Source organism: Brevundimonas intermedia, from assembly GCF_004614235.1.
Lineage (GTDB): Bacteria > Pseudomonadota > Alphaproteobacteria > Caulobacterales > Caulobacteraceae > Brevundimonas > Brevundimonas intermedia_A.
In genome coordinates this window covers 100,147-123,766 of the sequence record NZ_SPVH01000002.1, presented here as the reverse complement: position 1 = coordinate 123,766, position 23,620 = coordinate 100,147, and the positions used below count along the sequence as shown (strand labels likewise).

The 23,620-nt window shown below is 66.9% G+C and carries 19 protein-coding genes; 12 read left to right on the top strand and 7 right to left on the bottom strand.

Features of this window, described 5'->3' with window-relative positions; translation table 11 throughout:
- Positions 1–6: 6 nt before the first annotated feature.
- Positions 7–1,026 carry an RluA family pseudouridine synthase gene (locus EGY25_RS02300; RefSeq protein ID WP_135193454.1) on the bottom strand — a complete coding sequence of 340 codons (1,020 nt, stop codon included), beginning with the start codon at positions 1,024–1,026 and terminating at the stop codon, positions 7–9.
- Between the two features lie 163 nt (positions 1,027–1,189).
- Between EGY25_RS02300 and EGY25_RS02295 the strand changes: the two genes are divergently transcribed.
- Positions 1,190–1,744: a DUF2799 domain-containing protein gene (locus EGY25_RS02295; protein ID WP_209307947.1), complete on the top strand. Its 555-nt coding sequence runs from the start codon at positions 1,190–1,192 to the stop codon at positions 1,742–1,744.
- Between the two features lie 6 nt (positions 1,745–1,750).
- Here EGY25_RS02295 and fba read toward each other — a convergent pair whose 3' ends face one another.
- The 3 genes from fba to gap form a co-directional block, all read right to left on the bottom strand.
- On the bottom strand, positions 1,751–2,836 hold the full coding sequence (fba, locus tag EGY25_RS02290; RefSeq protein WP_135193453.1) for a class II fructose-bisphosphate aldolase: 1,086 nt from the start codon (positions 2,834–2,836) through the stop codon (positions 1,751–1,753).
- 145 nt (positions 2,837–2,981) lie between these two features.
- Entirely contained in the window at positions 2,982–4,178 is a 1,197-nt protein-coding gene (locus tag EGY25_RS02285; protein ID WP_135193452.1) for a phosphoglycerate kinase, read from the bottom strand.
- 162 nt (positions 4,179–4,340) lie between these two features.
- On the bottom strand, positions 4,341–5,348 hold the full coding sequence (gene gap, locus EGY25_RS02280) for a type I glyceraldehyde-3-phosphate dehydrogenase (RefSeq protein ID WP_135193451.1): 1,008 nt from the start codon (positions 5,346–5,348) through the stop codon (positions 4,341–4,343).
- Between the two features lie 253 nt (positions 5,349–5,601).
- Between gap and EGY25_RS16410 the strand changes: the two genes are divergently transcribed.
- The 11 genes from EGY25_RS16410 to EGY25_RS02230 all read left to right on the top strand — a co-directional run bounded on the left by EGY25_RS16410 (position 5,602) and on the right by EGY25_RS02230 (position 17,335).
- Entirely contained in the window at positions 5,602–5,754 is a 153-nt protein-coding gene (locus tag EGY25_RS16410) for a hypothetical protein (RefSeq protein WP_167762458.1), read from the top strand.
- A 90-nt stretch (positions 5,755–5,844) separates the two neighbouring features.
- Positions 5,845–7,584 carry a dihydroxy-acid dehydratase gene (locus tag EGY25_RS02275; protein ID WP_135193450.1) on the top strand — a complete coding sequence of 580 codons (1,740 nt, stop codon included), beginning with the start codon at positions 5,845–5,847 and terminating at the stop codon, positions 7,582–7,584.
- A gap of 3 nt (positions 7,585–7,587) precedes the next feature.
- Positions 7,588–8,601, top strand: a complete 1,014-nt coding sequence (ilvC, locus tag EGY25_RS02270; protein WP_135193449.1) for a ketol-acid reductoisomerase — start codon at positions 7,588–7,590, stop codon at positions 8,599–8,601.
- 19 nt (positions 8,602–8,620) lie between these two features.
- A complete protein-coding gene (gene ilvG, locus EGY25_RS02265) occupies positions 8,621–10,333 on the top strand; it encodes an acetolactate synthase 2 catalytic subunit (protein WP_135193448.1) in 1,713 nt (570 codons plus the stop codon).
- A gap of 1 nt (position 10,334) precedes the next feature.
- Positions 10,335–10,586: an ACT domain-containing protein gene (locus EGY25_RS02260; protein WP_135193447.1), complete on the top strand. Its 252-nt coding sequence runs from the start codon at positions 10,335–10,337 to the stop codon at positions 10,584–10,586.
- Positions 10,586–11,833 (top strand): 2-isopropylmalate synthase, encoded by a 1,248-nt coding sequence (locus EGY25_RS02255; RefSeq protein ID WP_135193446.1) that lies wholly within the window; start codon positions 10,586–10,588, stop codon positions 11,831–11,833. The genes EGY25_RS02260 and EGY25_RS02255 overlap by 1 nt, the downstream gene beginning before the upstream one ends.
- Positions 11,826–13,295 carry a 3-isopropylmalate dehydratase large subunit gene (gene leuC, locus EGY25_RS02250; protein ID WP_135193445.1) on the top strand — a complete coding sequence of 490 codons (1,470 nt, stop codon included), beginning with the start codon at positions 11,826–11,828 and terminating at the stop codon, positions 13,293–13,295. Before EGY25_RS02255 ends, leuC begins: the two co-directional genes overlap by 8 nt.
- Positions 13,288–13,872 (top strand): 3-isopropylmalate dehydratase small subunit, encoded by a 585-nt coding sequence (gene leuD, locus EGY25_RS02245; protein ID WP_135193444.1) that lies wholly within the window; start codon positions 13,288–13,290, stop codon positions 13,870–13,872. Before leuC ends, leuD begins: the two co-directional genes overlap by 8 nt.
- Complete coding sequence (leuB, locus tag EGY25_RS02240; RefSeq protein ID WP_135193443.1) at positions 13,872–14,978, top strand: 3-isopropylmalate dehydrogenase; 1,107 nt, start codon at positions 13,872–13,874, stop codon at positions 14,976–14,978. The genes leuD and leuB overlap by 1 nt, the downstream gene beginning before the upstream one ends.
- A 236-nt stretch (positions 14,979–15,214) precedes the next feature.
- A complete protein-coding gene (locus tag EGY25_RS02235; protein ID WP_135193442.1) occupies positions 15,215–16,558 on the top strand; it encodes an ammonium transporter in 1,344 nt (447 codons plus the stop codon).
- An 81-nt stretch (positions 16,559–16,639) separates the two neighbouring features.
- Entirely contained in the window at positions 16,640–17,335 is a 696-nt protein-coding gene (locus EGY25_RS02230; RefSeq protein ID WP_135193441.1) for a TorF family putative porin, read from the top strand.
- A 57-nt stretch (positions 17,336–17,392) separates the two neighbouring features.
- On the opposite strand, the gene EGY25_RS02225 is transcribed toward EGY25_RS02230, so the two are convergent.
- The 3 genes from EGY25_RS02225 to EGY25_RS02215 all read right to left on the bottom strand — a co-directional run bounded on the left by EGY25_RS02225 (position 17,393) and on the right by EGY25_RS02215 (position 23,518).
- Positions 17,393–19,762, bottom strand: a complete 2,370-nt coding sequence (locus EGY25_RS02225; protein ID WP_135193440.1) for a glucan 1,4-alpha-glucosidase — start codon at positions 19,760–19,762, stop codon at positions 17,393–17,395.
- Positions 19,763–19,770: 8 nt separating this feature from the next.
- Entirely contained in the window at positions 19,771–21,309 is a 1,539-nt protein-coding gene (locus tag EGY25_RS02220) for an MFS transporter (RefSeq protein ID WP_135193439.1), read from the bottom strand.
- A gap of 148 nt (positions 21,310–21,457) precedes the next feature.
- Positions 21,458–23,518, bottom strand: coding sequence for a glycoside hydrolase family 97 protein (locus EGY25_RS02215; protein ID WP_245159304.1), 2,061 nt, complete (start codon positions 23,516–23,518; stop codon positions 21,458–21,460).
- Positions 23,519–23,620 lie beyond the last annotated feature (102 nt).

The following is a 23,620-nucleotide window of genomic DNA, read 5'->3' as shown; positions in this document are numbered from 1 at the left end:
CGAGTCTCAGAGTTCGGACAGCAGGGCTTCGAGGCGCAGCATATCAGTCGGAGGTGCGGTTTCGAAGCGCATCTGTTCGCCGGTGACGGGATGGACGAAGCCGAGGACGGCGGCGTGGAGCGCTTGGCGCGACAACTCCGCCTCAGCGATGGCGGCGCGGACGGGGATTGCGGGGCTGCCCGAGCCATAGGTCGCGTCGCCGAGTATGGGCGAGCCCTTGGCCGACAGGTGGACGCGGATCTGGTGGGTGCGGCCGGTGTGCAGGGTGCAGGCGACGCGGGCGGCCATGGGGGCGCCGCCGGCCCTAGCCGGTTCTCCGAAGGTCGCTTGAACGACATAGTCGGTGATAGCTTCACGGCCGCCGGCCTTGAGCACGGCCATCTTCTTGCGGTCGCCGGTGGAGCGGCCGATGCGGGTCACGATCCGGGCCCTGGACGGCGACGGGGCGCCGCGTGTCAGGGCGATGTAGGTACGCTCGATGTCGTGGGTGGCGAACAGGGCCGACAGGCCCTGGTGGGCGCGGTCGGTCTTGGCGGCGACCATGACGCCGGAGGTGTCCTTGTCCAGCCGGTGGACGATGCCGGGGCGGGCGACGCCGCCGATGCCCGACAGGCTGTCGCCGCAGTGGGCCAGCAGGGCGTTGACCAGTGTGCCGTCGGGCGTGCCGGGCGCCGGATGGGCGGCCATGCCTGCGGGCTTGTCGATGACGATCAGGTCGGCGTCCTCGTAGAGGACGGTCAGGGGGATGGCCTGCGGCTGGGGCGTGGCGGGCGCGACGGGCGGCAGGGTGACGACATAGAGGCCGGGCTGGGCCTTGGCCGAACCACCGGTTAGGATCGCACCGTCGCGGGTGACGGCGCCTTCGGCCAGCAGGGCCTGGAGACGGGCGCGCGACAGGGTGGGGAAGGCCTCGGCCAGGGCCTTGTCCAGGCGGACGCCGGACGCGTCGATGCGGGCCTCCAACACCTCGGCAGGAGCGGAAGCGGGGGACGGGTCTTCGTCGTCGATCAGGTCAGGGTCGGACACCGGGGCTCCCTAGCACGACCGGCCGCTTGCGCGAGAGGCGGACGTGGGGCGATAGTCAAGCTTGGGGCGCAAGAGGGTATCCGATGACGCGGTTTATCATCGCCGGGGGCGCGGCCGCCGTGGCGGCGCTGCTAAGCAGTTGCACGACCATGAGCAAGGACCAGTGCCTGGCCGGCGCCTGGGGAGGAAGGGCTATGCCGACGGCGCGTCGGGCTATCCGATGACGCGGCTCGACGACCACGCCAAGGCCTGCGCCAAATATCAGGCCGCGCCCAATCCGGCCGCCTATGGCTCGGCGCGCGAGGACGGATTGCGGTCCTATTGCACGTTCGAGCGGGGATGGGCCGAGGGGCGGGCGGGCAATACCTATTATGGGGTCTGTCGGCCGGAGGAGGAGCAGGCGTTCCTTCCCGCTTATCGGGACGGGTTGAGGCTCCATGAGGTCGAGGACGCGTTTGAGGCGGCGCAAGGCGCGCTGAGCAGCGCCGAGGCCCGGATCGAGAACCGCGAGGACAAGCTGGAGGCCAAGCAGAAGGAACTGCGGGGCGAGGGCCTCACGCATGAGGAGCGGGATAGGATTGGCGACCGTATCCAAGAGGTCCGGGGCGAGATCCGCGATGCGCGCCGCAACGCCAGAGACGCACGCGACGCGCTGGACCGGGCCGAATGGTACGTTCGCCGGGTGCGGCGCGAACTGAGCGGCCGCTACCCGGTCTAGAAGTGCTTAGGCGGCCTTTACGGAGGCGCCGCGGAAGGACGGATCCAGGTCGCCCGAGGCGTAGCGTTTGGCCATCTGTGCGGTGGACAGCGGGCGGATCGTCGAGGCCTGGCCTTCGCAGCCGAACTGGACGTAGCGCTCCATGCAGAGCTTCTTCATCGCCTCCTTGGCGGGCTTCAGATAGGAGCGCGGGTCAAACTCGCCCGGCTTTTCCATCAACGCTTTACGAATGGCACCGGTGATGGCCATGCGGTTGTCGGTGTCGATGTTGACCTTGCGCACGCCGTGTTTGATGCCGCGCTGGATTTCCTCGACCGGCACGCCCCATGTCTGGGGCATTTCACCGCCGTACTGGTTGATGATGTCCTGCAGGTCCTGGGGAACGGAAGAACTGCCGTGCATCACCAGGTGGGTGTTGGGCAGGCGGCGGTGAATTTCCTCGATCACGTTCATGGCCAGGACTTCGCCGTCCGGCTGGCGCGAGAACTTGTAGGCGCCGTGGCTGGTGCCCATGGCGATGGCGAGCGCATCGACCTTGGTGGCGGCGACGAAATCGACGGCCTGATCCGGGTCGGTCAGCAGTTGCGAATGATCCAGCTTGCCTTCGAAGCCGTGGCCGTCCTCGGCCTCGCCCATGCCGGTCTCCAGCGAACCGAGCACGCCCAGTTCACCCTCGACCGAGACGCCGCAGGCGTGGGCCATTTCGGTGACGCGGCGGGTGACATCGACGTTGTACTCGTAGGAGGCGGGGGTCTTGGCGTCCTCTTCCAGCGAACCGTCCATCATCACCGAGGTGAAGCCGTACTGGATGGCGGTGGCGCAGGTCGCCGGGCCGTTGCCGTGGTCCTGGTGCATGCAGACCGGGATGTGCGGATAGAGCTCGGCCAGGGCGTCGATCAGCTTGGCCAGGACGATATCGTTGGCGTAGTTGCGGGCGCCTCGGCTCGCTTGAATGATCACGGGGGCGTTGACCTCGTGGGCCGCTTCCATGATCGCCAGACCCTGTTCCATATTGTTGATGTTGTAGGCGGGCAGGCCGTAATCGTTCTCTGCCGCGTGGTCGAGCAACTGTCGCAGCGTGATGCGCGCCATGGGATAGTCTCCTGAGCCGAATAGTCTTTTTTGATTGGGCGAGAGACTAGCCGCGAGGCGTGGCGAAGTCACGCCGCGTTACAGCCGTTTCAGCGTGAATTCGGAAGGCCGGGACGCAGGCGTGATCCGCCTGCATCGCCGCCGATCAGACGCGCAGGGCCTCTACGCCGGGCAGGGGCTTGCCCTCCATCCATTCCAGGAAGGCGCCGCCGGCGGTGGAGACGAAGGTCATGTCGTCCGACACGCCCGCGTGGTTCAGGGCCGAGACCGTATCGCCGCCGCCGCCGACGGCGACCAGCACACCGGCCTTAGCAAGTGCGGCCGCATGACGGGCGACTGTCACGGTGGCGGCGTCGAAGGGCGGCACCTCGAACACGCCCAGCGGTCCGTTCCAGATCAGGGTTTTCGAAAGCGTCAGGGCTTCCAGCAGGCGTGCGACGGTGGCCGGGCCGGCGTCCAGGATCTTGTCGTCGGCCGAAAGCGCGGCGCCGGCGATGACGGGGCGGGAGGCGGCGCCGGGCTTGACCTCGGTCGCGACCACGAAATCGACGGGCAGCAGCAGTGTGCAGCCCTGCGCCTCGGCCTCGGCCATGATCTCGCGGGCCGTGTCGGCCATTTCGCGTTCGGCCAGCGAACCGCCGATGTCGATTCCCTGGGCGAACAGGAAGGTGTTGGCCATGCCACCGCCGATGGCGAGCCGATCCAGCTTGCCGACCAGGTTCTTCAGCAGGTCCAGCTTGGTCGAGACCTTTGCGCCGCCGACGATGCCCAGAACCGGCTTCTGAGGATTGCCGAGGGCGGCGTCGAGCGCATCGAGTTCGCGGCGCATGGACTCGCCGGCATAGGCGGGGATGTGGTGCGCAATCCCTTCGGTCGAGGCGTGGGCGCGGTGGGCTGCCGAGAAGGCGTCGTTGACATAAAGGTCGCCCAGGTCCGCCAGCTTCTGGGCGAAGACCGGATCATTGGCCTCTTCCGCCGCATGGAAGCGGACGTTCTCCAACAGGACCACGCCGCCGGCGTCCAGATCGCGGATGGCGTCCACGGCGTCCGGGCCGATGCAGTCGTCGGCGAAACGGACGGGGGCGCCGAGCAACTGCTCCAGCGGTTGAACGACCGGCTTCAGGCTCATCGACGGGACGCGCTGACCCTTGGGGCGATCGAAGTGGGCCAGCAGCGCGACCTTGGCGCCGGCGTCGCGCAGGCGCTGGATTGTCGGCAGGGCGACGCGCAGCCGGGTGTCGTCCGTGACCTTGCCGTCCTCCATCGGGACGTTGAAGTCCACGCGGACCAGGGCCGTCTTGCCGCCGAGGTCGTGTGCGTTGTCGAGGGTGCGGAAGGTCATGATCGTTTCCCTGTCTCCTCCCCGTCGCGAAGCGAGGGGGGGGGCGCAGCGCGCTTGCGCCGTGACGGAGGGGCTCTGGCCCCAGGTTCGGTGCGGCGGAAAGAGCCCCTCCACCACTTCGTGGTCCCCCTCCCCACGCTGTGGGGAGGAGACGTCTGCGGCTTAGAGGAACTTCGCCATCACCAGGGCCGTGTCGGCCATGCGGGTCGCGAAGCCCCATTCGTTGTCGTACCAGCTGAGCACGCGGGCCAGCTTGCCGTCGACGACCTGGGTCTGGGGCAGGGCGGCGGTGGAGGAGGCGGGGATGTGGTTCAGGTCGTGCGAGACCAGTGGATCGGTCGTCGTGAACAGGGCGCCCTGCATCGGGCCGTCTGCGGCGGCCTGAAGCGCGGCGTTGATCTCTTCGACCGTGACCTCGCGACCGGCGACGACCTTCAGATCGACGACCGAGACGTTCGGGGTCGGGACGCGGATCGAAGAGCCGTCCAGCTTGCCCTTCAGTTCCGGCAGGACCAGGCCCAGGGCCTTGGCGGCGCCGGTCGAGGTCGGGATCATCGACAGGGCGGCGGCGCGGCCGCGGTACAGATCCTTGTGCATCGTATCCAGCGTCGGCTGGTCGCCGGTGTAGGAGTGGATGGTGGTCATATAGCCGCGCTCGATGCCGAACAGGTCGTTCAGCACCTTGGCGACCGGGGCCAGGGCGTTGGTGGTGCACGAGCCGTTCGACACGACGATGTCGTCGGCGGTCAGGGTCTCGTGGTTGACCTTGTAGACGATGGTCTTGTCGGCGCCGTCGGCCGGGGCCGAGACCAGGACGCGCTTGGCGCCGGCCTTCAGGTGGGCGCTGGCCTTGTCCTTGGACGTGAAGATGCCGGTGCATTCGAAGGCGATGTCCACCTTCAGTTCGGCGTGCGGCAGGTTGGCCGGATCACGCTCGGCCGTGACCTTGATCTTGCCCGTCCCAACGTCGATCCAGTCTTCGCCCGAAGTCACCGTGCCGGGGAAGCGGCCGTGAACCGAATCGTAGCGGAACAGGTGGGCGTTGGTCTCGACCGGACCCAGATCGTTGATCGCCACGACTTCGATGTCCGTGCGGCCGTGTTCGATGATCGAGCGCAGGACAAGGCGGCCAATGCGGCCGAAACCATTGATGGCGACGCGAACGGTCATGGGGAAGCTCCTGTGATCGGTATGACGAGCGTTATATAGGTGCGCGTCTCAATGGAGCGGTCGCGGACGGGTTTCAACCCCGCGCGCGTAACATGATGTGATGGACGGTTACGCTTCCAGAGGCGGCCCTGTCGGCTTTGGGTAAGAAACACCCTTCAGGCGGCCATTTTCGATCTAATGCGCAAAATTTTTGCGACAGGGATTGTAACTGTCCGGCGGCTATGGTTTCTTGGCGTCAGAACAGGAGCCACCCGTGGCCACGATGACGCGCGACACGATGAAGGGACGCACCGCTCAGGCGGTTGCCGCCGTTCGTGCGCCTGTCGGCCTGGAAGGCCCCGTATTCCTCATTCTCCTCGTACTTCTCGGCCTGCTTACGCAAGCGGCGTGGATGCACGCGACCTGACCTAAACGCACTCAGGATCGCCTCGCACCACCCCGCCTCCGAAAGGAAGCGGGGTTTTTAGTGCGCGGCGGTTCAAAAAGAACCGGACCGATGACGCAAGATTCTACCTCTCAGCCCAGAAAGCCCAACGCCCGCAGCGCGGCGGTGACGGCTGGCCCGAGCCGGGCCGCGGCCCGCTCGTATCTGCGCGCCGCCGGCATGCAGGACGCCGACTTCGACAAGCCGATGATCGGCATCGTCAACACCTGGTCGACGGTCACCCCGTGCAACATGCACCTGGATCGTCTGGCCAAGGACGTGCGCGCCGGCATCGTCGCGGCGGGCGGCTATCCGGTCGATTTCAACACCATCGTCGTCACCGACGGCATCTCGATGGGCACGGCCGGGATGAAGGCCTCGCTGATCAGCCGTGAGGTCGTCGCCGACTCGATCGAACTGGCCATCGAGGGCCACCAGCTGGACGGCGTGGTCTGCATCGTCGGCTGCGACAAGACGATCCCGGCGGCGGCCATGGCCCTGGCGCGGATGGATATCCCGGGCCTGGTCTATTACGGCGGCACCATCATGCCCGGCGTGATCGGGACCAAGGAGGTCTCGGTCCAGGAAGTCTTTGAGGCTATCGGCGCCCATTCGGCGGGCGCCTTGGACGACGCCGGTCTGAAGGCGGTCGAGCAAGCCGTCTGCCCCGGCGCCGGCGCCTGCGGCGGTCAGTTCACCGCCAACACCATGGCCATGGCCCTGTCGGTCATGGGCATCTCGCCCATGGGCGCCAACGATGTGCCCGCCGTCGATCCCAGCAAGGCGGCCGAAGGCGAACGCTGCGGCCGGATCATCGTCGAGCGTGTCTTTTCCGGCGACACGGCCCGCAAATACATCACCCGCGCCAGCCTGAAGAACGCCGCAGTCGCGGTCTCGGCCTCGGGCGGATCGACCAATGCGGTCATGCACTTGACGGCCATCGCGGCCGAGGCCGGCGTCGATTTCGGCGTCGAGGACTGCCACCAGGCCTGCGTCGAGGCGCCGGTCATCTGCGACCTGAAGCCGGGCGGCCGCTTCCTGGCCTCGCACCTGTTCGCCGCCGGCGGCACCCGCCTGGTCACGCAGCGGATGGCCGAGGCCGGCAAGATCGTGAACACCCCGACCGTCAGCGGCCGCAGCCTGTTCGCCGAGGCCGGCGACGCCGAGGAGACCCCCGGCCAGGTGGTGGTGACCAGCTTTGACGCGCCCGTCATGGCGCGCGGCAGCTATGCCGTCATCTATGGCGACGTCGCCCCGGAAGGCGCGGTCATCAAACTGACGGGCCACAAGGTCGATAAGTTCGAAGGCCCGGCCTGCGTCTTCGACTCAGAGGAAGACGCTTTCCACGCCGTTCAGGACGGTTCGGTCGGCGAAGGCGACGTCATCATCATCCGCTACGAAGGGCCCAAGGGCGGGCCCGGCATGCGAGAGATGCTGCAGGTCACCGCCGCCCTGAAGGGCCGCAAGATCGACAATGTCGCCCTACTGACCGACGGCCGTTTTTCGGGCGCCAGCTACGGCTTCGTCGCTGGACACGTTTCGCCCGAGGCCGCCGTCGGCGGGCCGATCGCTCTCATTCGCGATGGTGACCGCATCACCATCGACGTCACCAACCGCCGCATCGACGTCAATGTCGATCTGGCGACGCGCCGGGCGGGCTTTACGCCCCACGTAGTCCGCCCGGCGCGAGGTGTCTTCGCCAAATACCGCGCCTCGGTCTCCTCTGCGGCCCAGGGCGCCGTCACCATCCCCAACCCGCCGCCGGCCCAAGTCCCGGCGTCTCACAAGACAACTGCTGATCAGGACGCCTGACCCATGGCCATCACCATCTACACCAACGAAGACATCCGCCCCGGCGCTATCGCCGGTCAGCGCATCGCCATCATCGGCTATGGCTCGCAGGGTCGCGCCCACGCCCAGAACCTGAAGGACAGCGGCCATGACGTGGTCGCCGGCGTGCGTCATGGCGGCACCGGCTGGAAACACGCCACCGAAGACGGGGTCGCGACCGCCGAGCCGGCCGAGGCCGTTAAGGGCGCGGACATCATCGCCATCCTGACCCCCGACATGGTCCAGGGCGAGGTCTATCGCGACATCATCGAGCCGAACGCCAAGGAGGGCTCGGCCCTGCTGTTCGCCCACGGCTTCTCGATCATCTACGAACGCATCACCCCGCGCGCCGACATGGACGTGATCCTGGTCGCGCCCAAGGGACCGGGCGATCTGGTCCGTCGCGAGTTCCAGCGTGGTCGCGGCGTGCCCAGCCTGTTCGCCATTGAGAAGGACGTCACCGGCAAGGCGCGCGACCGGGCCATGGGGTACGCCAAAGGCAACGGCGGCGCGACTGGCGGCCTGCTGGAAACCACCTTCCGCGAAGAGACCGAGACCGATCTGTTCGGCGAACAGGCCGTCCTGTGCGGGGGCGCCAAGGAACTGGTCATGCAGGGCTTCAACACCCTGGTCGAGGCCGGTTACCAGCCCGAGATCGCCTATTTCGAATGCCTGCACGAGCTGAAGCTGATCGTGGACCTGTTCTACGAAGGCGGCATCTCGAAGATGCACCACTTCATCTCTGAGACGGCCAAGTACGGCGCCGTCGCCAGCGGCCCGCGCGTGGTCAACGAAGAGACCAAGGCCCGCATGAAGACCATTCTGGACGAGATCCAGGACGGCACCTTCGCTCGCAACTGGATCGCCGAGAACGAGGCCGGCAAGCCGCAGTACGAAGCCTGGCTGAAGACGGACCGCGAAAGCCAGATCGAACAGGTCGGCGCCCGTCTGCGCGAGCGGATGGCCTGGCTGAACACGCCCAAGTCCGAAGCGGCCTGAGCCGCAAGCGAAAGACCGGATGACCCTGATGACCGCCGCCGCCTTCAAATCCTCAGCCGAGGCCGCCCCGCAATCGGGGGCGCGCCTGCTGGTCTCCACCCTGGAGCGGCTGGGCGTGGAGGTGGTGTTCGGTTATCCGGGCGGCGCCATCATGCCGGTCTATGACGCCCTGGCCGGGTCCAAGCTGAAGCACATCCTGGTCCGCCACGAACAGGGCGCGGCCTTCGCCGCCGACGCCTATGCGCGCAAGAGCGGCAAGGTCGGGGTCTGCATCGCCACATCCGGCCCCGGCGCCACCAATCTGATCACCGGCATCGCCAATGCGCTGATGGATTCCGTGCCCATCGTCTGCATCACCGGCAATGTGGCCCAGGGCTTGATGGGGACCGACGCCTTCCAGGAGATCGACATCCTGGGCGTCACCCTGCCGATCGTGAAACATTCGATCCTGGTCCGGTCCGCCGCCGATGTTCCGGCCGCGATCGAGGAGGCCTTCCATATCGCCGCCTCGGGTCGGCCCGGTCCGGTCCTGGTCGATCTGCCCAAGGACGTGCAGTTCGCCACGACCAGCGAAGATTACGGCTTCCATATTCCCAACGAGACGCCGCGCATCGATCACGACGCCATCGCCGCCGCCGAGGCCGCGATCCGCGCCGCCAAGAAGCCGCTGATCTATATCGGCGGCGGGGTGAAGATCGGCCGCGCGACCGAGGCCCTGCGCGCCTTCGTCGCCGCCACCGGCATCCCCCAGGTCTCGACCCTGAACGCCCTGGGCACCATCCCGACCGACGCGCCGGGCATGCTGGGCATGCTGGGCATGCACGGGACGCGCGCCGCCAATCATGCGGTGCAGGACAGCGATCTGCTGATCGTCGTCGGCGCCCGGTTCGACGACCGCGCCACGGGCAAGCTGGCCGAGTTCGCGCCAAACGCCCGGATCGTCCATTTCGACATCGACGCCTCGGAAGTCGGCAAGCTGCGGGCGGCCAATGTCGCCGTCGTCGGCGAGCTGAAGGACGGGGTCGAGGCCCTGACGGCGCGGATGGCCGGCGGCCCGGCTCTGGACATCCAGCCGTGGGTTGTCGAGTGCGCCCAGGCCGCCGCGACCCATGCCTATCGCTATGACGCGCCGGGCGAGGGGGTCTATGCCCCGGCCCTGCTGAAGGAAGTTTCCGAAGCGGCGGGCGATGATTTCGTCGCCGCCTGCGACGTCGGCCAGCACCAGATGTGGGCGGCTATGCACTGCCGCTTCTCCCGGCCCGAAGCCCACATCACCTCGGGCGGCCTGGGGGCCATGGGCTTCGGCCTGCCCGCCGGCATCGGCGCCAAGCTGGCCGATCCGTCGGCGACCGTCGTCACCATCGCCGGGGACGGCGGCTTCATGATGAACATCCAGGAGCTGGCGACGCTGAAGCGTTACGGCATCCCGCTGAAGATCGTGCTGATCGACAACTCCAGCCTGGGCCTGGTGCGCCAGTGGCAGGAGCTGTTCTTCGCCGAGAACTATTCCGAGATCGACCTGTCCGACAATCCGGACTTCGTGAAGGTGGCCGAGGCCTTTGGCATCGAGGCCTTCCGTATCGATCGCCGCGATCAGGTGTCCGACGGCATCCAGCGCCTGCTGGCCGCCGACGGCCCCTGCCTGGCCCATGTGGTCATCGATTCCCGAGACAATGTCTGGCCGCTGGTTCCGCCGGGCAAGAGCAACGCCGAAATGATGGAGGGCTCCTGAGATGAGCGACACGATCCACATCCAGATCGACCGTGCGGACGGTTCGCTTCAGCGTCTCATCGGCCTGGTGGAGCGCCGGGGCTTCCATATCGACGGCATCAATATGGCCGACGAAGGGGCGTTTCGCCACATCGCCCTGACCGTGCGCGGCCGCGACGCCGGGCGCTGCATGGACAATCTGGGCCGTCAGATTGACCGGCTGTTCGGCGTGCGCCGCATCGGCAACGACATTATTCAATCCGAGGCCGCGTAATGACCGCCGAAAAAGTACGAGTATCCGGCGTATCCCGAACGGCGCAGATCGCCGCCGATCCCAACCGCGTCATCGTGTTCGACACGACGATGCGGGACGGAGAACAGGCTCCGGGCTTCTCGATGAGCGCCCAGGCCAAGGTGAAGATGGCCCAGGTCCTGAAGGACCTGGGCGTCGATGTTATCGAGGCCGGCTTCGCCGCCGCCTCGCCGGGCGACGAGGACTGCATCCGCCGCGTGGCGGGCGAGATCGAGGGGCCGATCTTCTGCTCCCTGTCGCGCTCGAACGAGAAAGACATCGACGCCAGCTTCCGCGCGCTGGCGCCGGCGCCTAAGTCGCATCGCCGCTGCCATGTCTTCATCGGCACCAGCCCGATCCACCGCACCGCCAAGCTGAAGATGTCGACCAACGAAGTGCTGTCGACGGCCGTGCGCTCGGTGGAATACGCCGCCAGCCTGTTCGACGACGTCGAGTTCTCGGCTGAGGACGCCTTCCGCACCGAGCCGGAGTTCCTGGCCGATGTGATGGAGGCCGCCGCCGACGCCGGCGCCCGGACCCTGAACGTTCCCGACACCGTCGGTTACGCCACCCCGGAAGAGGTGCGCAAGACCTTCCGCGCCCTGGCGGCGCGCATTCACAAGCGCCATCCGCACGTGATCTTCTCGGCCCACTGCCACGACGACCTGGGCATGGCGGTCGCCAACTCCCTGGCCGCCATCGAGGGCGGGGCCCGTCAGGTCGAGGGGGCGATCAACGGCATCGGCGAACGGGCCGGCAACGCCTCGATCGAAGAGGTCATCATGGCTCTGAAGGTCCGCGAGGATCGTTACGGCGTCACGACCGGAGCCGACAGCCGCCACCTGGTGCGCGCCTCCAAGATCCTGTGCGAGATCACCGAGACGGTGATCGCCCGCAACAAGTCGGTGGTGGGCATCAACGCCTTCGCCCACGAGGCGGGCATTCACCAGCACGGCATGCTGGCCGACAGTCGCACCTATGAGATCATGCGGCCCCAGGACGTGGGCTTCGAGGGCAGTTGGTTCGTGCTGGGCAAACACTCGGGCCGTCACGCCATCGCCAAGCGCGCAGAGACCATCGGCCGGCCCATCGAGGGCGAACGCCTGGCGGCCGTGGTCGTCGGCTTCAAGCAGCGGGCCGACCAGATCGGCGAGATCAACGACGCCGAACTGATCGCCATCATCGACCGGGTCGACGGCGTGGCGGAGACGGTGGCCCAGTATGCGTGAGATCGGGCCGAACCCCCGGACCCTGTTCGACAAGGTCTGGGACGCCCACGTCGTGCGGTCGGAAACGGCCGATACGCCGGGCGTGCTGTATATCGACCTGCATCTGGTCCACGAAGTCACCAGCCCGCAGGCCTTCAGCGAGATCGAGGCGCGGGGGCTGAAGGTGCGCTGTCCCGACCGGACCTATGCGACCCTGGACCATTCGACCCCGACCCTGCCGGAAGGGCTGAACGGGCTGAAGCCCTATGTCACGCCCCAGGCCGAGGCCCAGGTGCATCGGCTGGAGAAGAACTGCGCCGCCCACCACGTGCCGCTGGCGGGCTGGGACTCCGACGACCGCGGCGTGGTTCATGTCATGGGGCCGGAACTGGGCTTGACCCAACCGGGCATGACGGTGGTCTGCGGCGACAGCCACACCGCCACCCATGGCGCGTTCGGGGCTTTGGCCTTCGGCATCGGCACCTCGGAGGTCGGCCATGTGCTGGCGACCCAGTGCCTGTTGCAGCGCAAGGCCAAGGCCATGCGGGTGACGGTGGACGGACAGCTGCAGCCCGGCGTCTCGGGCAAGGATGTCGCCCTGGCCGTCATCGCCGCCATCGGCTTCGGCGGCGGCACCGGCTATGTCATTGAATACGCCGGCGAGGCGGTGCGGTCGCTGGACATGGAAGGGCGGATGACCCTGTGCAACATGTCCATCGAGGCGGGCGCCCGCGCGGGCATGATCGCTCCGGACCAGACGACCATCGACTGGCTGCGCGGCAGAAAGCATGTCCCCGCCGACTATGAGGCGGCGACGGCCGAATGGCTGAAACTGTCCAGCGATCCGGGGGCGGTGTTCGACAACGAGGTGATGATCGACGGCGCTGCTATCCAGCCGATGGCGACCTGGGGCACGACGCCGGACGCCGGCGCCCCGATCGGTTCGCCGGTGCCGCAGCCGCAGTCGGACAGCGACCGCAAGGCCATCGCCTATATGGGCTTCACCGCCGGGGAGGCGACGACCAGCCAGCCGGTGGACGTGGTCTTCATCGGCTCGTGCACCAACGGCCGCCTGCCCGACCTGCGCGCCGCCGCCGAGGTGCTGCGCGGCCGCAAGGTCAAGCCCGGTCTGCGCATGCTGGTCGTTCCCGGTTCGGAAGCCGTGCGGCGCGACGCCGAGGCGGAAGGCCTGCACGAGGTCTTCATCGCCGCCGGAGCCGAATGGCGGATTCCCGGATGTTCGATGTGTATCGCCATGAACGGCGATTTCGTCGCGCCGGGCCAACTGGCCGTCTCGACCTCGAACCGCAATTTCGAAGGCCGCCAGGGCAAGGACGCCCGCACCATTCTGGCCAGTCCCGCGACGGCGGCGGCTACGGCGGTGGCCGGGGTGCTGACCGATCCGCGCGTCTATCTGAACGAGGCGGCCGCCCTCAAGCAGTCAAGCGCCGTGCGCGAGACGGTAGGAGCGCAAAATGTCTGAGCCCTTCCAAATCCTGACATCGAAAACGGTCACGCTCAGCCAAGCCAATATCGACACCGACCAGATCATTCCGGCGCGCTTCCTGACCACCACCTCGCGCGAGGGCTTGGGCAAGGCGGCCTTCTATGACTGGCGTTATGAGACGGACGGATCGGAAAAACCCGAGGCGATTCTGAACCGGATCGACCCGGCCGAGCACCGCATCCTGCTGGCGGGCAAGAATTTCGCCTGCGGTTCGTCGCGCGAACATGCGCCCTGGGCCTTGCTGGATTATGGGTTCAAAGCCGTGATCTCGACCGAGATCGCTGACATTTTTACATCGAATGCCCTGAAAAACGGCCTGCTGCCGGTCGTCGTCAGTCAGGCCGTGTGGGACGATCTGGCGTCGCAGCCAGATCAGCCGGTCACGATCGACCTCCAGGCCAATCAGATCCAGCGCGGCAATGCCGAACCCGTGTCGTTCGGGGTCGAATCCTTCGCCCGCCAATGCCTGCTGGACGGGGTGGACACCCTGGGCTGGCTGCAAGCAAACATGCCTGAGATCGAAGCCTACGAGCGATCGAGAGAGACTTTGTGATGACCAACGCCGCCCCCAAGACCTATAACATCGTCCTGCTGCCCGGCGACGGCGTCGGACCGGAAGTGACGCGGGCCGCACGCGATGTGCTTGCCGTCATCGGCGACTTCTACGGCCATGATTTCCAGTTCTCCGAACACCTGATCGGCGGCGCGGCCATCGACGAGACGGGCGAGCCTTTGCCCGAGGCCACGCGCGCCGCCTGCGTCGCGTCCGACGCGGTGTTGCTGGGCGCCGTCGGCGGACCGAAATGGGACGGCGGCAAGCGTCGGCCGGAAGAAGGCCTGCTGGCGATCCGCAAGGCCATGGGCCTGTTCGCCAATCTGCGTCCGCTACAGGTTTCGCCGGTGCTGGCGCATCGGTCGCCGCTGAAGAAGGAGATCGTCGAGGGCGTCGATCTGATCGTCTTCCGCGAACTGACCGGCGGGGTCTATTTCGGCGAGAAGACCCGCACCGCCGACCGCGCCACCGACCTGTGCGAATATACGGTGCCCGAGATCGAGCGCGTCACCCGCGCCGCCTTCCAGACCGCGCGACAGCGTCGCGGCAAGGTGACCTCGGTCGACAAGGCCAATGTCATGGAAACCAGCCGCCTGTGGCGCGAGGTCGTGACCCGCATCCACGCCGAGGAATTCCCCGAGATCGAGCTGGAGCACGCCCTGGTCGATTCCATGGCCATGCACCTGATCCGCAAGCCGCGCGAATACGACGTCATCCTGACCGAGAATATGTTCGGCGACATCCTGTCGGACGAAATCTCGGTGCTGGGCGGTTCTATCGGCCTGCTGCCGTCGGCGTCGCTGGGCGCGGGCGGTCCGGGACTGTTCGAGCCGATCCACGGCTCTGCGCCGGACATCGCCGGTCAGGACCTGGCCAACCCGGTCGGAACCATATTGTCGGCGGCGCTGCTGCTGCGTCACAGCCTGAAACTGGAGGATGAGGCCGATTCCATCGAGGCCGCTGTTGCGGCTGTCCTCGCCGCCGGCGCCATGACGGCGGATCTAGGCGGGGCGCTGGGCACCCGGGCCGCGACAGAGGCGGTGATCGACGCCATTCGCGCCATCCACTGGGCGGCGGCGCACCGGGTGCAGATGCACTGGGCCTGAAGCGCGTCGGGCGGAAACGGCCCTAAACGACCGGCGAATTTCCTGCCTCTCAACCTTGGCTGTGAAGACACGAAACTGATCTAAGAGGTGCATGAGCTGCATGGTTCATGCGCCTCATGCTTTTTAATGTGTAACCGTTGCAAGAAAGTTGCACCGACGGCGGTGAATCCCCTTGCGTGTTTCGCGATTGCAGTAAAACCTTCGCAACTGCGAGATTGCATAGGGGGTACTAGCTCATGTCGCGGACAACGAACCGACTTGTGGGGGCCGCAGGGCTCCTTCTTCCAACACTCTGCCTCATGGCCGCCGGAGCGGCCAATGCGCAGGACGCCGCGCCGGCCCTGCTGGGCCATCAGGCTGCGCTTGAGCTGGACAGCGCAGGCACGTCGTGGCTGGGCACGTCCACCGCCCTGGTTCTGCTGATGACCCTCCCCGGTCTGGCGCTGTTCTACGGCGGCATGGTGCGCAAGAAGAACGTCATCGCCACCATCACCCAGTCCGTCGGCGTGTTCGCCGTGGTGTCGCTGGTGTGGTTCATCGCCGGCTACAGCCTGGCCTTCGGCGCCAACGGCAATGCCGGGCTTCAGCCCTATATCGGCAGCCTGGATATGCTGTTCCTGAACGGCGTGTCGCTGCAAACCGCCAACGCTCTGCTGCCGGGCATTCCCGAGTTCCTGTTCATCTCCTTCCAGATGACCTTCGCCATCATCACGCCTGCGCTGGTGACCGGCGCCTTCGCCGAGCGGATGAAATATTCGGCGCTGCTGCTGTTCACCGCCCTGTGGTCGTTGCTGGTCTATGCGCCCATCTGCCACTGGGTCTGGGGCGGCGGTTTCCTGGGTAGCGCCGGCGTGCTGGACTTCGCCGGCGGCGCCGTCGTTCACGTCAACTCGGGCGTCGCGGGTCTGGTCTGCGCCATCTTCCTGGGTCGTCGCAAAGGCTATGGCATCGAGCCGATCCTGGCGCACAATCCCGTCCTGACCATGATCGGCGCCAGCCTGCTGCTGGTGGGCTGGATCGGTTTCAACGCCGGTTCGGCGGGCGCCGCCAACGACCTGATGGGCGTGGCGCTGCTGAACACCATCCTGGCCGCCGCTGCCGGCGCGCTGACCTGGAAGATCGTCGAATATATCGAGAAGAAGAAGGTCTCGCTGGTTGGCATGCTGTCGGGCGTCGTCGCGGGTCTGGTCGCCATCACGCCGGCGGCCGGCTTCGTCGATCCCAAGGGCGCTGTCATCATCGGCCTGATCGCCGGTCCGGTCTGCTACGCCTCGTCGGTGTGGATCAAGAAGCTGCTCCGCTACGACGACAGCCTGGACGCCTTCGGCATCCACGGCGCAGGCGGCCTGATCGGCGCCCTGCTGACCGGCGTGTTCGCCACGACCGCGATCAACAGCCTGTCGGAAGGCGCCAACGTCGGCGCCCAGGCGCTGGGCCTGCTGTGGACCATCGTCTACAGCGCCGTCGGCACCCTGATCATCCTGTTCATCTGCAAGTTCACCACGGGCCTGCGCGTGAGCGAGGCGGAAGAAGCCGCCGGTCTGGACACCTCGCTCCACGGCGAAGCGCTGGAACACTGAGCTGAGATCGGGCGCGGCTCCCGAACCCCGCGCCCGACTTTTCCGACCTCGAACAGAACAAGCACAACAAGGGGATAGATTATGAAGAAGACCACCATCCGCGCGGCCGCCGCCGCAACGCTCGCCATGGGTCTGATCGGCCTCGCCGCGCCGGCCTCGGCCCAGAGCACCGTCGATGTCGCCTGGAACGTCGGCGTCGTCAGCGACTACGTCTTCCGCGGCTTCAGCCAGACCGGCGAGGATCCCGCGATCCAGGGCGGCGTCGACCTGACGTCGGGCAGCTTCTACGGCGGCGCCTGGGCCTCGAACGTCGATTTCGGCGACGACACCGACGCGGAAGTCGATCTGTACGGCGGCTATCGCACCGAGGCCGGCGGCTTCGCGCTCGATTTCGGCGTGATCGGCTACCTCTACGTCGGCGAGCCGGACGGCGCCGACTATAACTATGCCGAGTTCAAGGCTGCAGCGTCGCGCGCGGTCGGCCCCGCCACCTTCGGCGCCGCCGTCTATTACTCGCCCGACTTCTTCGGCATCGACGACGAGGCGACCTATGCCGAGGTCAACGCCGCCTTCAGCCCGGCCGACAAGTGGACGATCTCGGGAGCCGTCGGCAAGCAATGGCTGAACGTCACCGACGACTACACCACCTGGAACGCCGGCGTGGGCTACGCCCTAACCGACAAGGTGGGTCTGGACGTCCGCTACTACGACACCGACGTCGATGGCGTGCCCGGCGCCGAAGACCGGATCGTGGGCGCCATCAAGCTCGCCTTCTGATCTAGCGCACAACTGAAATGGAAAGGCCCCGGAGAGCGCTCTCCGGGGCTTTTTGATTCAGCGGGCGTAGCGATCGTGGACCGGGTCGTAGCTGTCCCACACCTTGCCGTCGGCCAGCGACCGCAGCAGCTTCAGATATTCCGCGTGGGTCCAGGCCAGGGGGGTGGCCGAATCCGTGTTCTGACCCAGGGCGTAGGCCTTGGTCGTAGGATCGCCCACGCCGTCCCAGACCTGTTCGGCCAGCATCAGCCCGTCATTGGCGAACCGCTCCATACCGCGCACATAGGTCTGGCGGATGGCGGCGATGTCAGCGGCCGAGGGGGCGCCGTTCACGCTGACGCGGGCCAGCTCATAGTGACCGCGCTCGCCCGTGAAGAAGGGCCAGACCCGACCGCGCTGGCCAGGGCTCATTTCTCCGCCGACGCCGTAGTTGGCGCCGGTCAGATGATCCTCGCCATAGCCATCGACGCCGTAACGCCGCCAGCCCGGCGTCTTGTCGCCCTCGGGGCCGAAGTCGTAGCGAACGCGGTACAGCGGCTCCAGCGACTGGTCGTCATAGACGGGCAGGGTGGACAGGATGTGCGGATCGTCGGCCTTGCGCACGCCGTAGCGGACCAGTTCCAGGAAGCCGCCATCCACGACCCGGTCCTCGGCCGGAGCGATCTGGCCGTTGGCGGCGCCGATCGGGGCCTTGTCGTTCGGGTTCTCGTTCTGGGTGATGCGAATGTAATAGCGGCCGTCGCCGAAGTCGCCGTTGGTGGTGAACATCCGGTCTTCGATCTTGGACGCATAGCTGTCGGCGGCGATCTGATACCGCGTGGCGCCCGTCGCATCGCCCGAGGCGCGAGCCATTTCGGCCGCGACCGTCAGGCCGGCGACCAGGGCGGCGGTGCTGGACGGCGAATAGCCCTGCTGCTCTTCCCAGCGTTCCTGCTGGGTGAAGGGCGGCTTGATCTCGGAGTCGTTCCACAACAGGCCGATCTTACCGCCGTCCACCAGGAAGTCGGCGGCCGGCTTCAGCATGGACTGATAGTGTTCGGCCATCTGGGCGTCGGACAGCCAGCCCATCTTCCACAGACGATAGCCCAGCATGATCGGCATGGCCGTCTGGTCCAACTGGACCGCCACCCATTCCAGCTCGCCGTCAACGTGGGTCTTTTGCAGGAACCAGCCGCCGACGCCGGTATTGCCCGGCGTGTTCGGTCCAACCTGGACCTGGGGCAGATAGTTGAAGGCCGCCAGCGGCGTCTCCTTGTCGCCCAGCGCCGCCAGGGCCATGGCCACCTGATAGAAGTCGCGCGGCCAGACGGCCTTGTAACCGGTGGAGGACTTGGACGCGTCCACCGTGTCGCCCCAGGGGTTCGACAGCGACGCGATCAGGGCGCCGGCGTGGGTGCGGTCCTCCTGCACCTTCAGCATCAGGGCCGAGGCATAGGCCAGCTTGCCCCCGTCGGTCGCCTGTTGCGCAATGCGCGGCAGTTCGGTCAGGGAGGCCACATAGTCTTCCCAACCCGCACGCTCGCCCTCGCCGTTGAACCGGGCCAACACTTCGTCCAGCCCCGTTGCAAAGGTGCCGTCCGCCGCTGCCCGGGCCTCAGCCTCGCTGTCGCCGAAGCCGATGACGAAGTCGCGGCTGACGCTCTGGCCCATACGGAGGGTCGGCAGGACGCCGGTCATCATCGTGTTGCCGGCCGTCTCGCCGGTCGAGGCGTAGGTCCAGTCCAGCTTGCCGTCCTTCAGATCGGTCAGGCCGTCGGAGGCGCCGACGAAGCCGACGCTGGCGGCGACGAAGGCCTCGCTGGGCTTCAGCACCAGGTGGGTGTCGCCTTCCAAGGCGTGGAACCCCTGAGGCGTCACCGTCCCGCGATCCTCGACGCCGGTGTTGGCGATGTGCGGCTCCAGCAGCAGATAGGGCGTGGCCTCGCCGCTCAGGGCCGTGATGACGACCCGTAGCACCAGGGCGTTGCGGTCGGGGTCGGTGAAGATGCGCTTCTCGATCTCGAACCGGCCGGCCTTGTCGCGGGTCGTGACCTTGTAGGCGGGCGACAGGGGACGCCCCTGCGCGTCCACGTGCAGATATTCGGTCTTGGCCGTCGTGTCCTCACCCTCCAGCGCCAGGCCTTCCGGTGTGACGACGGCAAAGCGCAGCTGCTTGATCTGGGCCTCGTGGATCAGGCCGTACATGGTCTCGGTCAGGACGCCGTCGGCGATGGAGAACCAGACCTTGGACACCGCCCCGGTCGGGCCGCCGTCGCGGTACTGGCCGTCCACATAGGCTTCATAGGATGCGCCGGCGCCGGTCTTGGCGGCGCTGGACCAGACGGGCGGCGCGCCGGGTGCGCCAGGGGCTACGGACTGCGCGGAAGCGGCCGAGGCGAGGGCCAGGCCGGCGACGCCGGCGAGGCAGAGGGTCTTTGACATACGCATGGAGGTCCTCACGGATTGCGCGTGGGGGGAAGCGAGCGGGACTCGCGGACGAACAGCGCGCTGACCGCAGCCAGCACGAAGGAGACGGCGCCCAGCACCAGGGCCCAGATCGCCTGGCCGTCGAACAGGGTCTTCAGGATCAGGCCCAGGACGGTGGCGGCCAGCAACTGCGGCACGACGATGAAGATGTTGAAGACGCCCATATAGACGCCCATCTTCCGGTCCGGCACCGCCGCCGACAGGATGGCGTAGGGCATGGAGACGATCGAGGCCCAGGCGAAGCCGACGCCGATCATCGGCAGCCACAGCAGGGCTGGATCGCGGATTAAGAAGACCCCGAACAGGCCCGCCGCGCCCAGAAACAGCATCAGGGCGTGGGTCGTCTTGCGGCCGATGCGCTTGGCCAGAACCGGCAGGGTGAAGGCCGCCAGGGCCGCCACGCCGTTATAGACGCCGAACAGAACCCCGACCCAGTCGGCGCCGGTCGCATAGGCGGCCGAGGTCGTGTCGGTCGTGCCGTAATGGACGCGGGTCACGGCGGCGGTGGTGTAGATCCACATGGCGAACAGGGCGAACCAGCTGAAGAACTGGACGACCGCCAGGCCGCGCATCGTCTGCGGCATGCGGAAGATGTCGTTCAGGATCTCGGTTGCGGCGTTGACGATGCGGCGGCGTTGCATCACGCCGACCGCGATCTGCAGCAGGCCGAAACCGGCGAAGAAGCCGGCCAGGACCAGCAGCTCCTTTTCCAGATCCAGCACTGAAATCAGCACGAAGCCCAGCCCGCCCAGCACCGCGCAGACCAGGCCCGACGTCATCCAGCCTTGAACGCTGCGGGCCGGCGCCTCGGGGCCGTCATCGACGGATGCGCCCAGAGCCTCCTGCTTGGCGCGTTCGAAGGCGGCGATCTGTTCGGGGCTGTATTCCTTTGTGCTCAGCACGGTCCACAGCACGGCTGCGAACAGGCCCGCCGCGCCGACGTAGAAGGCGATCTTGACCGACAGGGGAACGACGCCAGCTTCGGCCGTCGAGGCGATGTTGAAGACGTTGGACAGAAGCCACGGCAGGGTCGAGGCGAACACCGCACCCGCGCCGATGAAGAAGCTCTGCATCGCATAGCCGGCGGTGCGCTGCTCCTCCGGCAGATTGTCGCCGACGAAGGCGCGGAACGGCTCCATGGTGATATTGATCGAGGCGTCCATGATCCACAGCATGGCCGCGGCGAACCACAGGCTGGGGCTGTTGGGCATGGCGATCAGGGCCAGGGTGGTCAGTATGGCCCCGACCAGGAAATAGGGGCGCCGACGCCCGAACCGGGTCCAGGTCTTGTCGCTGAAATGGCCGATGATCGGCTGGACCAGCAGGCCGGTCAGCGGGGCGGCGATCCACAGGATGGCCAGCGAATCCACCTCGGCGCCCAGGGTCTGGAAGATCCGGCTGGTGTTGGCGTTCTGCAGGCCGAAGCCGATCTGGATGCCGAAGAAGCCGACGCACATGTTCCAGATCGCCAGGCCGGACAGGCGCGGGCGGTGGGCGAGCAGGCTCATGCCTTGCCTCTCCTCATTGCCGTCATCCTAGGCCTTGCGCCTAGGATCCAGAGACTCCGTCGAGGACGTGACGCACCGGCGGACACCGGGAGTCTGGATCCTCGGGACAAGCCCGAGGATGACGGCTTTGGGGTCTGATGGCCGCTAATCACCGACGGCTCCGGCCCAGCGGCACGAAGCGGATCGCCTGGCCGCCGCCGGGGGCCAGGGCCAGGGTCAGGACGTCGGCCGAGGTCACCTCGCGCTGTTCGATGACGATGTCCTCGCGCTTGCCCTTATAGTCGGCGTCGGGGCCGTCGCGGTAGATCTCCGCGCGATAGCGACGGCCGGCGTCCAGGAAGTCCAGCGGCGCGGACAGGACGCGCGGATGTTCGTCGGTGACGGCCCCCAGAGCCCAGATGTCCGTGCCGCGTTCCTTGCGGGCGGTGACGACATAGTCGCCCATTTCGGCGGCCAGGGTGCGGCTCTCGTCCCAGTCGACAGGCACGTCCTTGATGAATTGGAACGGGCCGGGATTGTTCTCGTAATTGACCAGCAGGTCGGCGGCCATCTGGATCGGGCTGTAGATGACGACGTAATAGGCCAGCTGCTTGGCCCAGGTGGTCTGGATGCCCTGCGGGCTGCGCGTTTCCATGCCGAAGATGCCGGGCGTATAGTCCATCGGCCCGGCCAGAAGGCGGGTGAAGACCAGGTTCGGCACGTGCTCGGGCGGGTTCGACGGATTGCCCCAGGCCGAATATTCCATACCGCGCTGGCCCTCGCGGCTGATGATGTTCGGATAGGTCCGGCGCAGGCCGGTGTCCTTGAACGGCTCGTGGGCGTTGATCGCCACCTTGTGACGGGCGCCGGCCTCGACGACCTTCATATGGTGTTGGGCCATCGCCTGGCTTTCGTGCCAAGCCATGACCATCTGGCCGTCCGGCCCGGCGACGCGCGCGCCCTGCGCATCCGCGACATAGCCGGTCTTCACCGAATGGACGCCGAGGCGTTCATACAGGGCCATCGCCGGTTCCAGCTGCTGTTCATAGTGGAAGGCGTTGCCGCCGGTTTCGTGGTGGCCGATCAACTGCACGCCCTTGGACCGGGCGTGGGCGCAGACCGCCTCGATGTCGAAATCGGGATAGGCCTCGGTGAAGCTGAAGTCCGAACCATTGGCGAACCACTGGCCGTCCCAGCCCTTGTTCCAGCCCTCGACCAGGACGCCGCCAAAGCCGTGCTTGGCCGCGAAGTCGATGTGTTTGATCGTGTTTTCGGTGGTCGCGCCATGCTTGGGGCCAGCGTTCCAGCTCTTCAGCTCCAAGTGCATTTCCCACCAGACGCCGACGTATTTCATCGGCTTGAACCAGCTGACGTCGCCCAGCTTGTTGGGCTCGTTGAGGTTCAGGATCAGGCTGGAATCGATCAGACCCGCCGCGCTGTCCGAAATCTGCAGCGTGCGCCACGGGGTGTTGAACGGCGCCTGGCGCACCACGGCGGCGTTGGTCAGGCCAGGCGTCAGCTGGGCGCGGAAGTTGGTGCCTTCGGAGCGGCGCAGGTTCATGCCGGCGTAGTCGATGCAGGCGGCCTCGTGGATCGAGACGTGCAGGCCCGACTGGCCCTTGACCGTCATCGGGGTCTGGGCGCTGCCCACCGCGTCGATCGGCGTGCGGCTGTAGAGGTATTCCTCGCGGTTCCATTCCCAAGCCGGGCACCACAGGGCCTCGCCGTTTTCGGCCAGGTTGAACTCGGTGATTTCCGACCCGATGCGGACGGTTTTCAGCGCGGCCTGGTCCGGGAACTCGTAGCGGAAGCCCAGGCCGTCGTCGTACAGGCGGAACACCACGTCCACGCGGCGTTGCAGACCCGAACGCTCGGCATAGGACACGCGCCATTCGTTGTAGTGGTTGCGGATCAGGCGCCGCTCGCCCCACGGCTGCTGCCAGGTCTCTTCCACGGTGACCGGCTGACCGGCGGTGATGGCCAAGCCGCGCTCGATGGCGGGGGCGTCGGTCAGCAGGAAGCCCAGCTTGGACGGGGCCACCACGACCCGGCCCTGGCGCAGCACCGAATACATCGGCCGGCCGTCGTTGTCGGTGAAGGCCTCGACCGTCAGCATGCCGCCCGGCGAGCTGGCGCGGGCATGGGTCGGCGTGGTCTGGGCGCGCACGCCGGTCGCTCCGAAAGCCAGGATCGAAGCGCCGCCAAGGGCCAGGAAGGATCTGCGTTGCATCATGGGAACTCCGTTACGCCGCCTCTTGCCAACCGCCGCGAACGGTGGCTGAAATATTTGCAGAAAAATTTGCAGCGTCGCCATGCTGCTGTGAGGACCCGC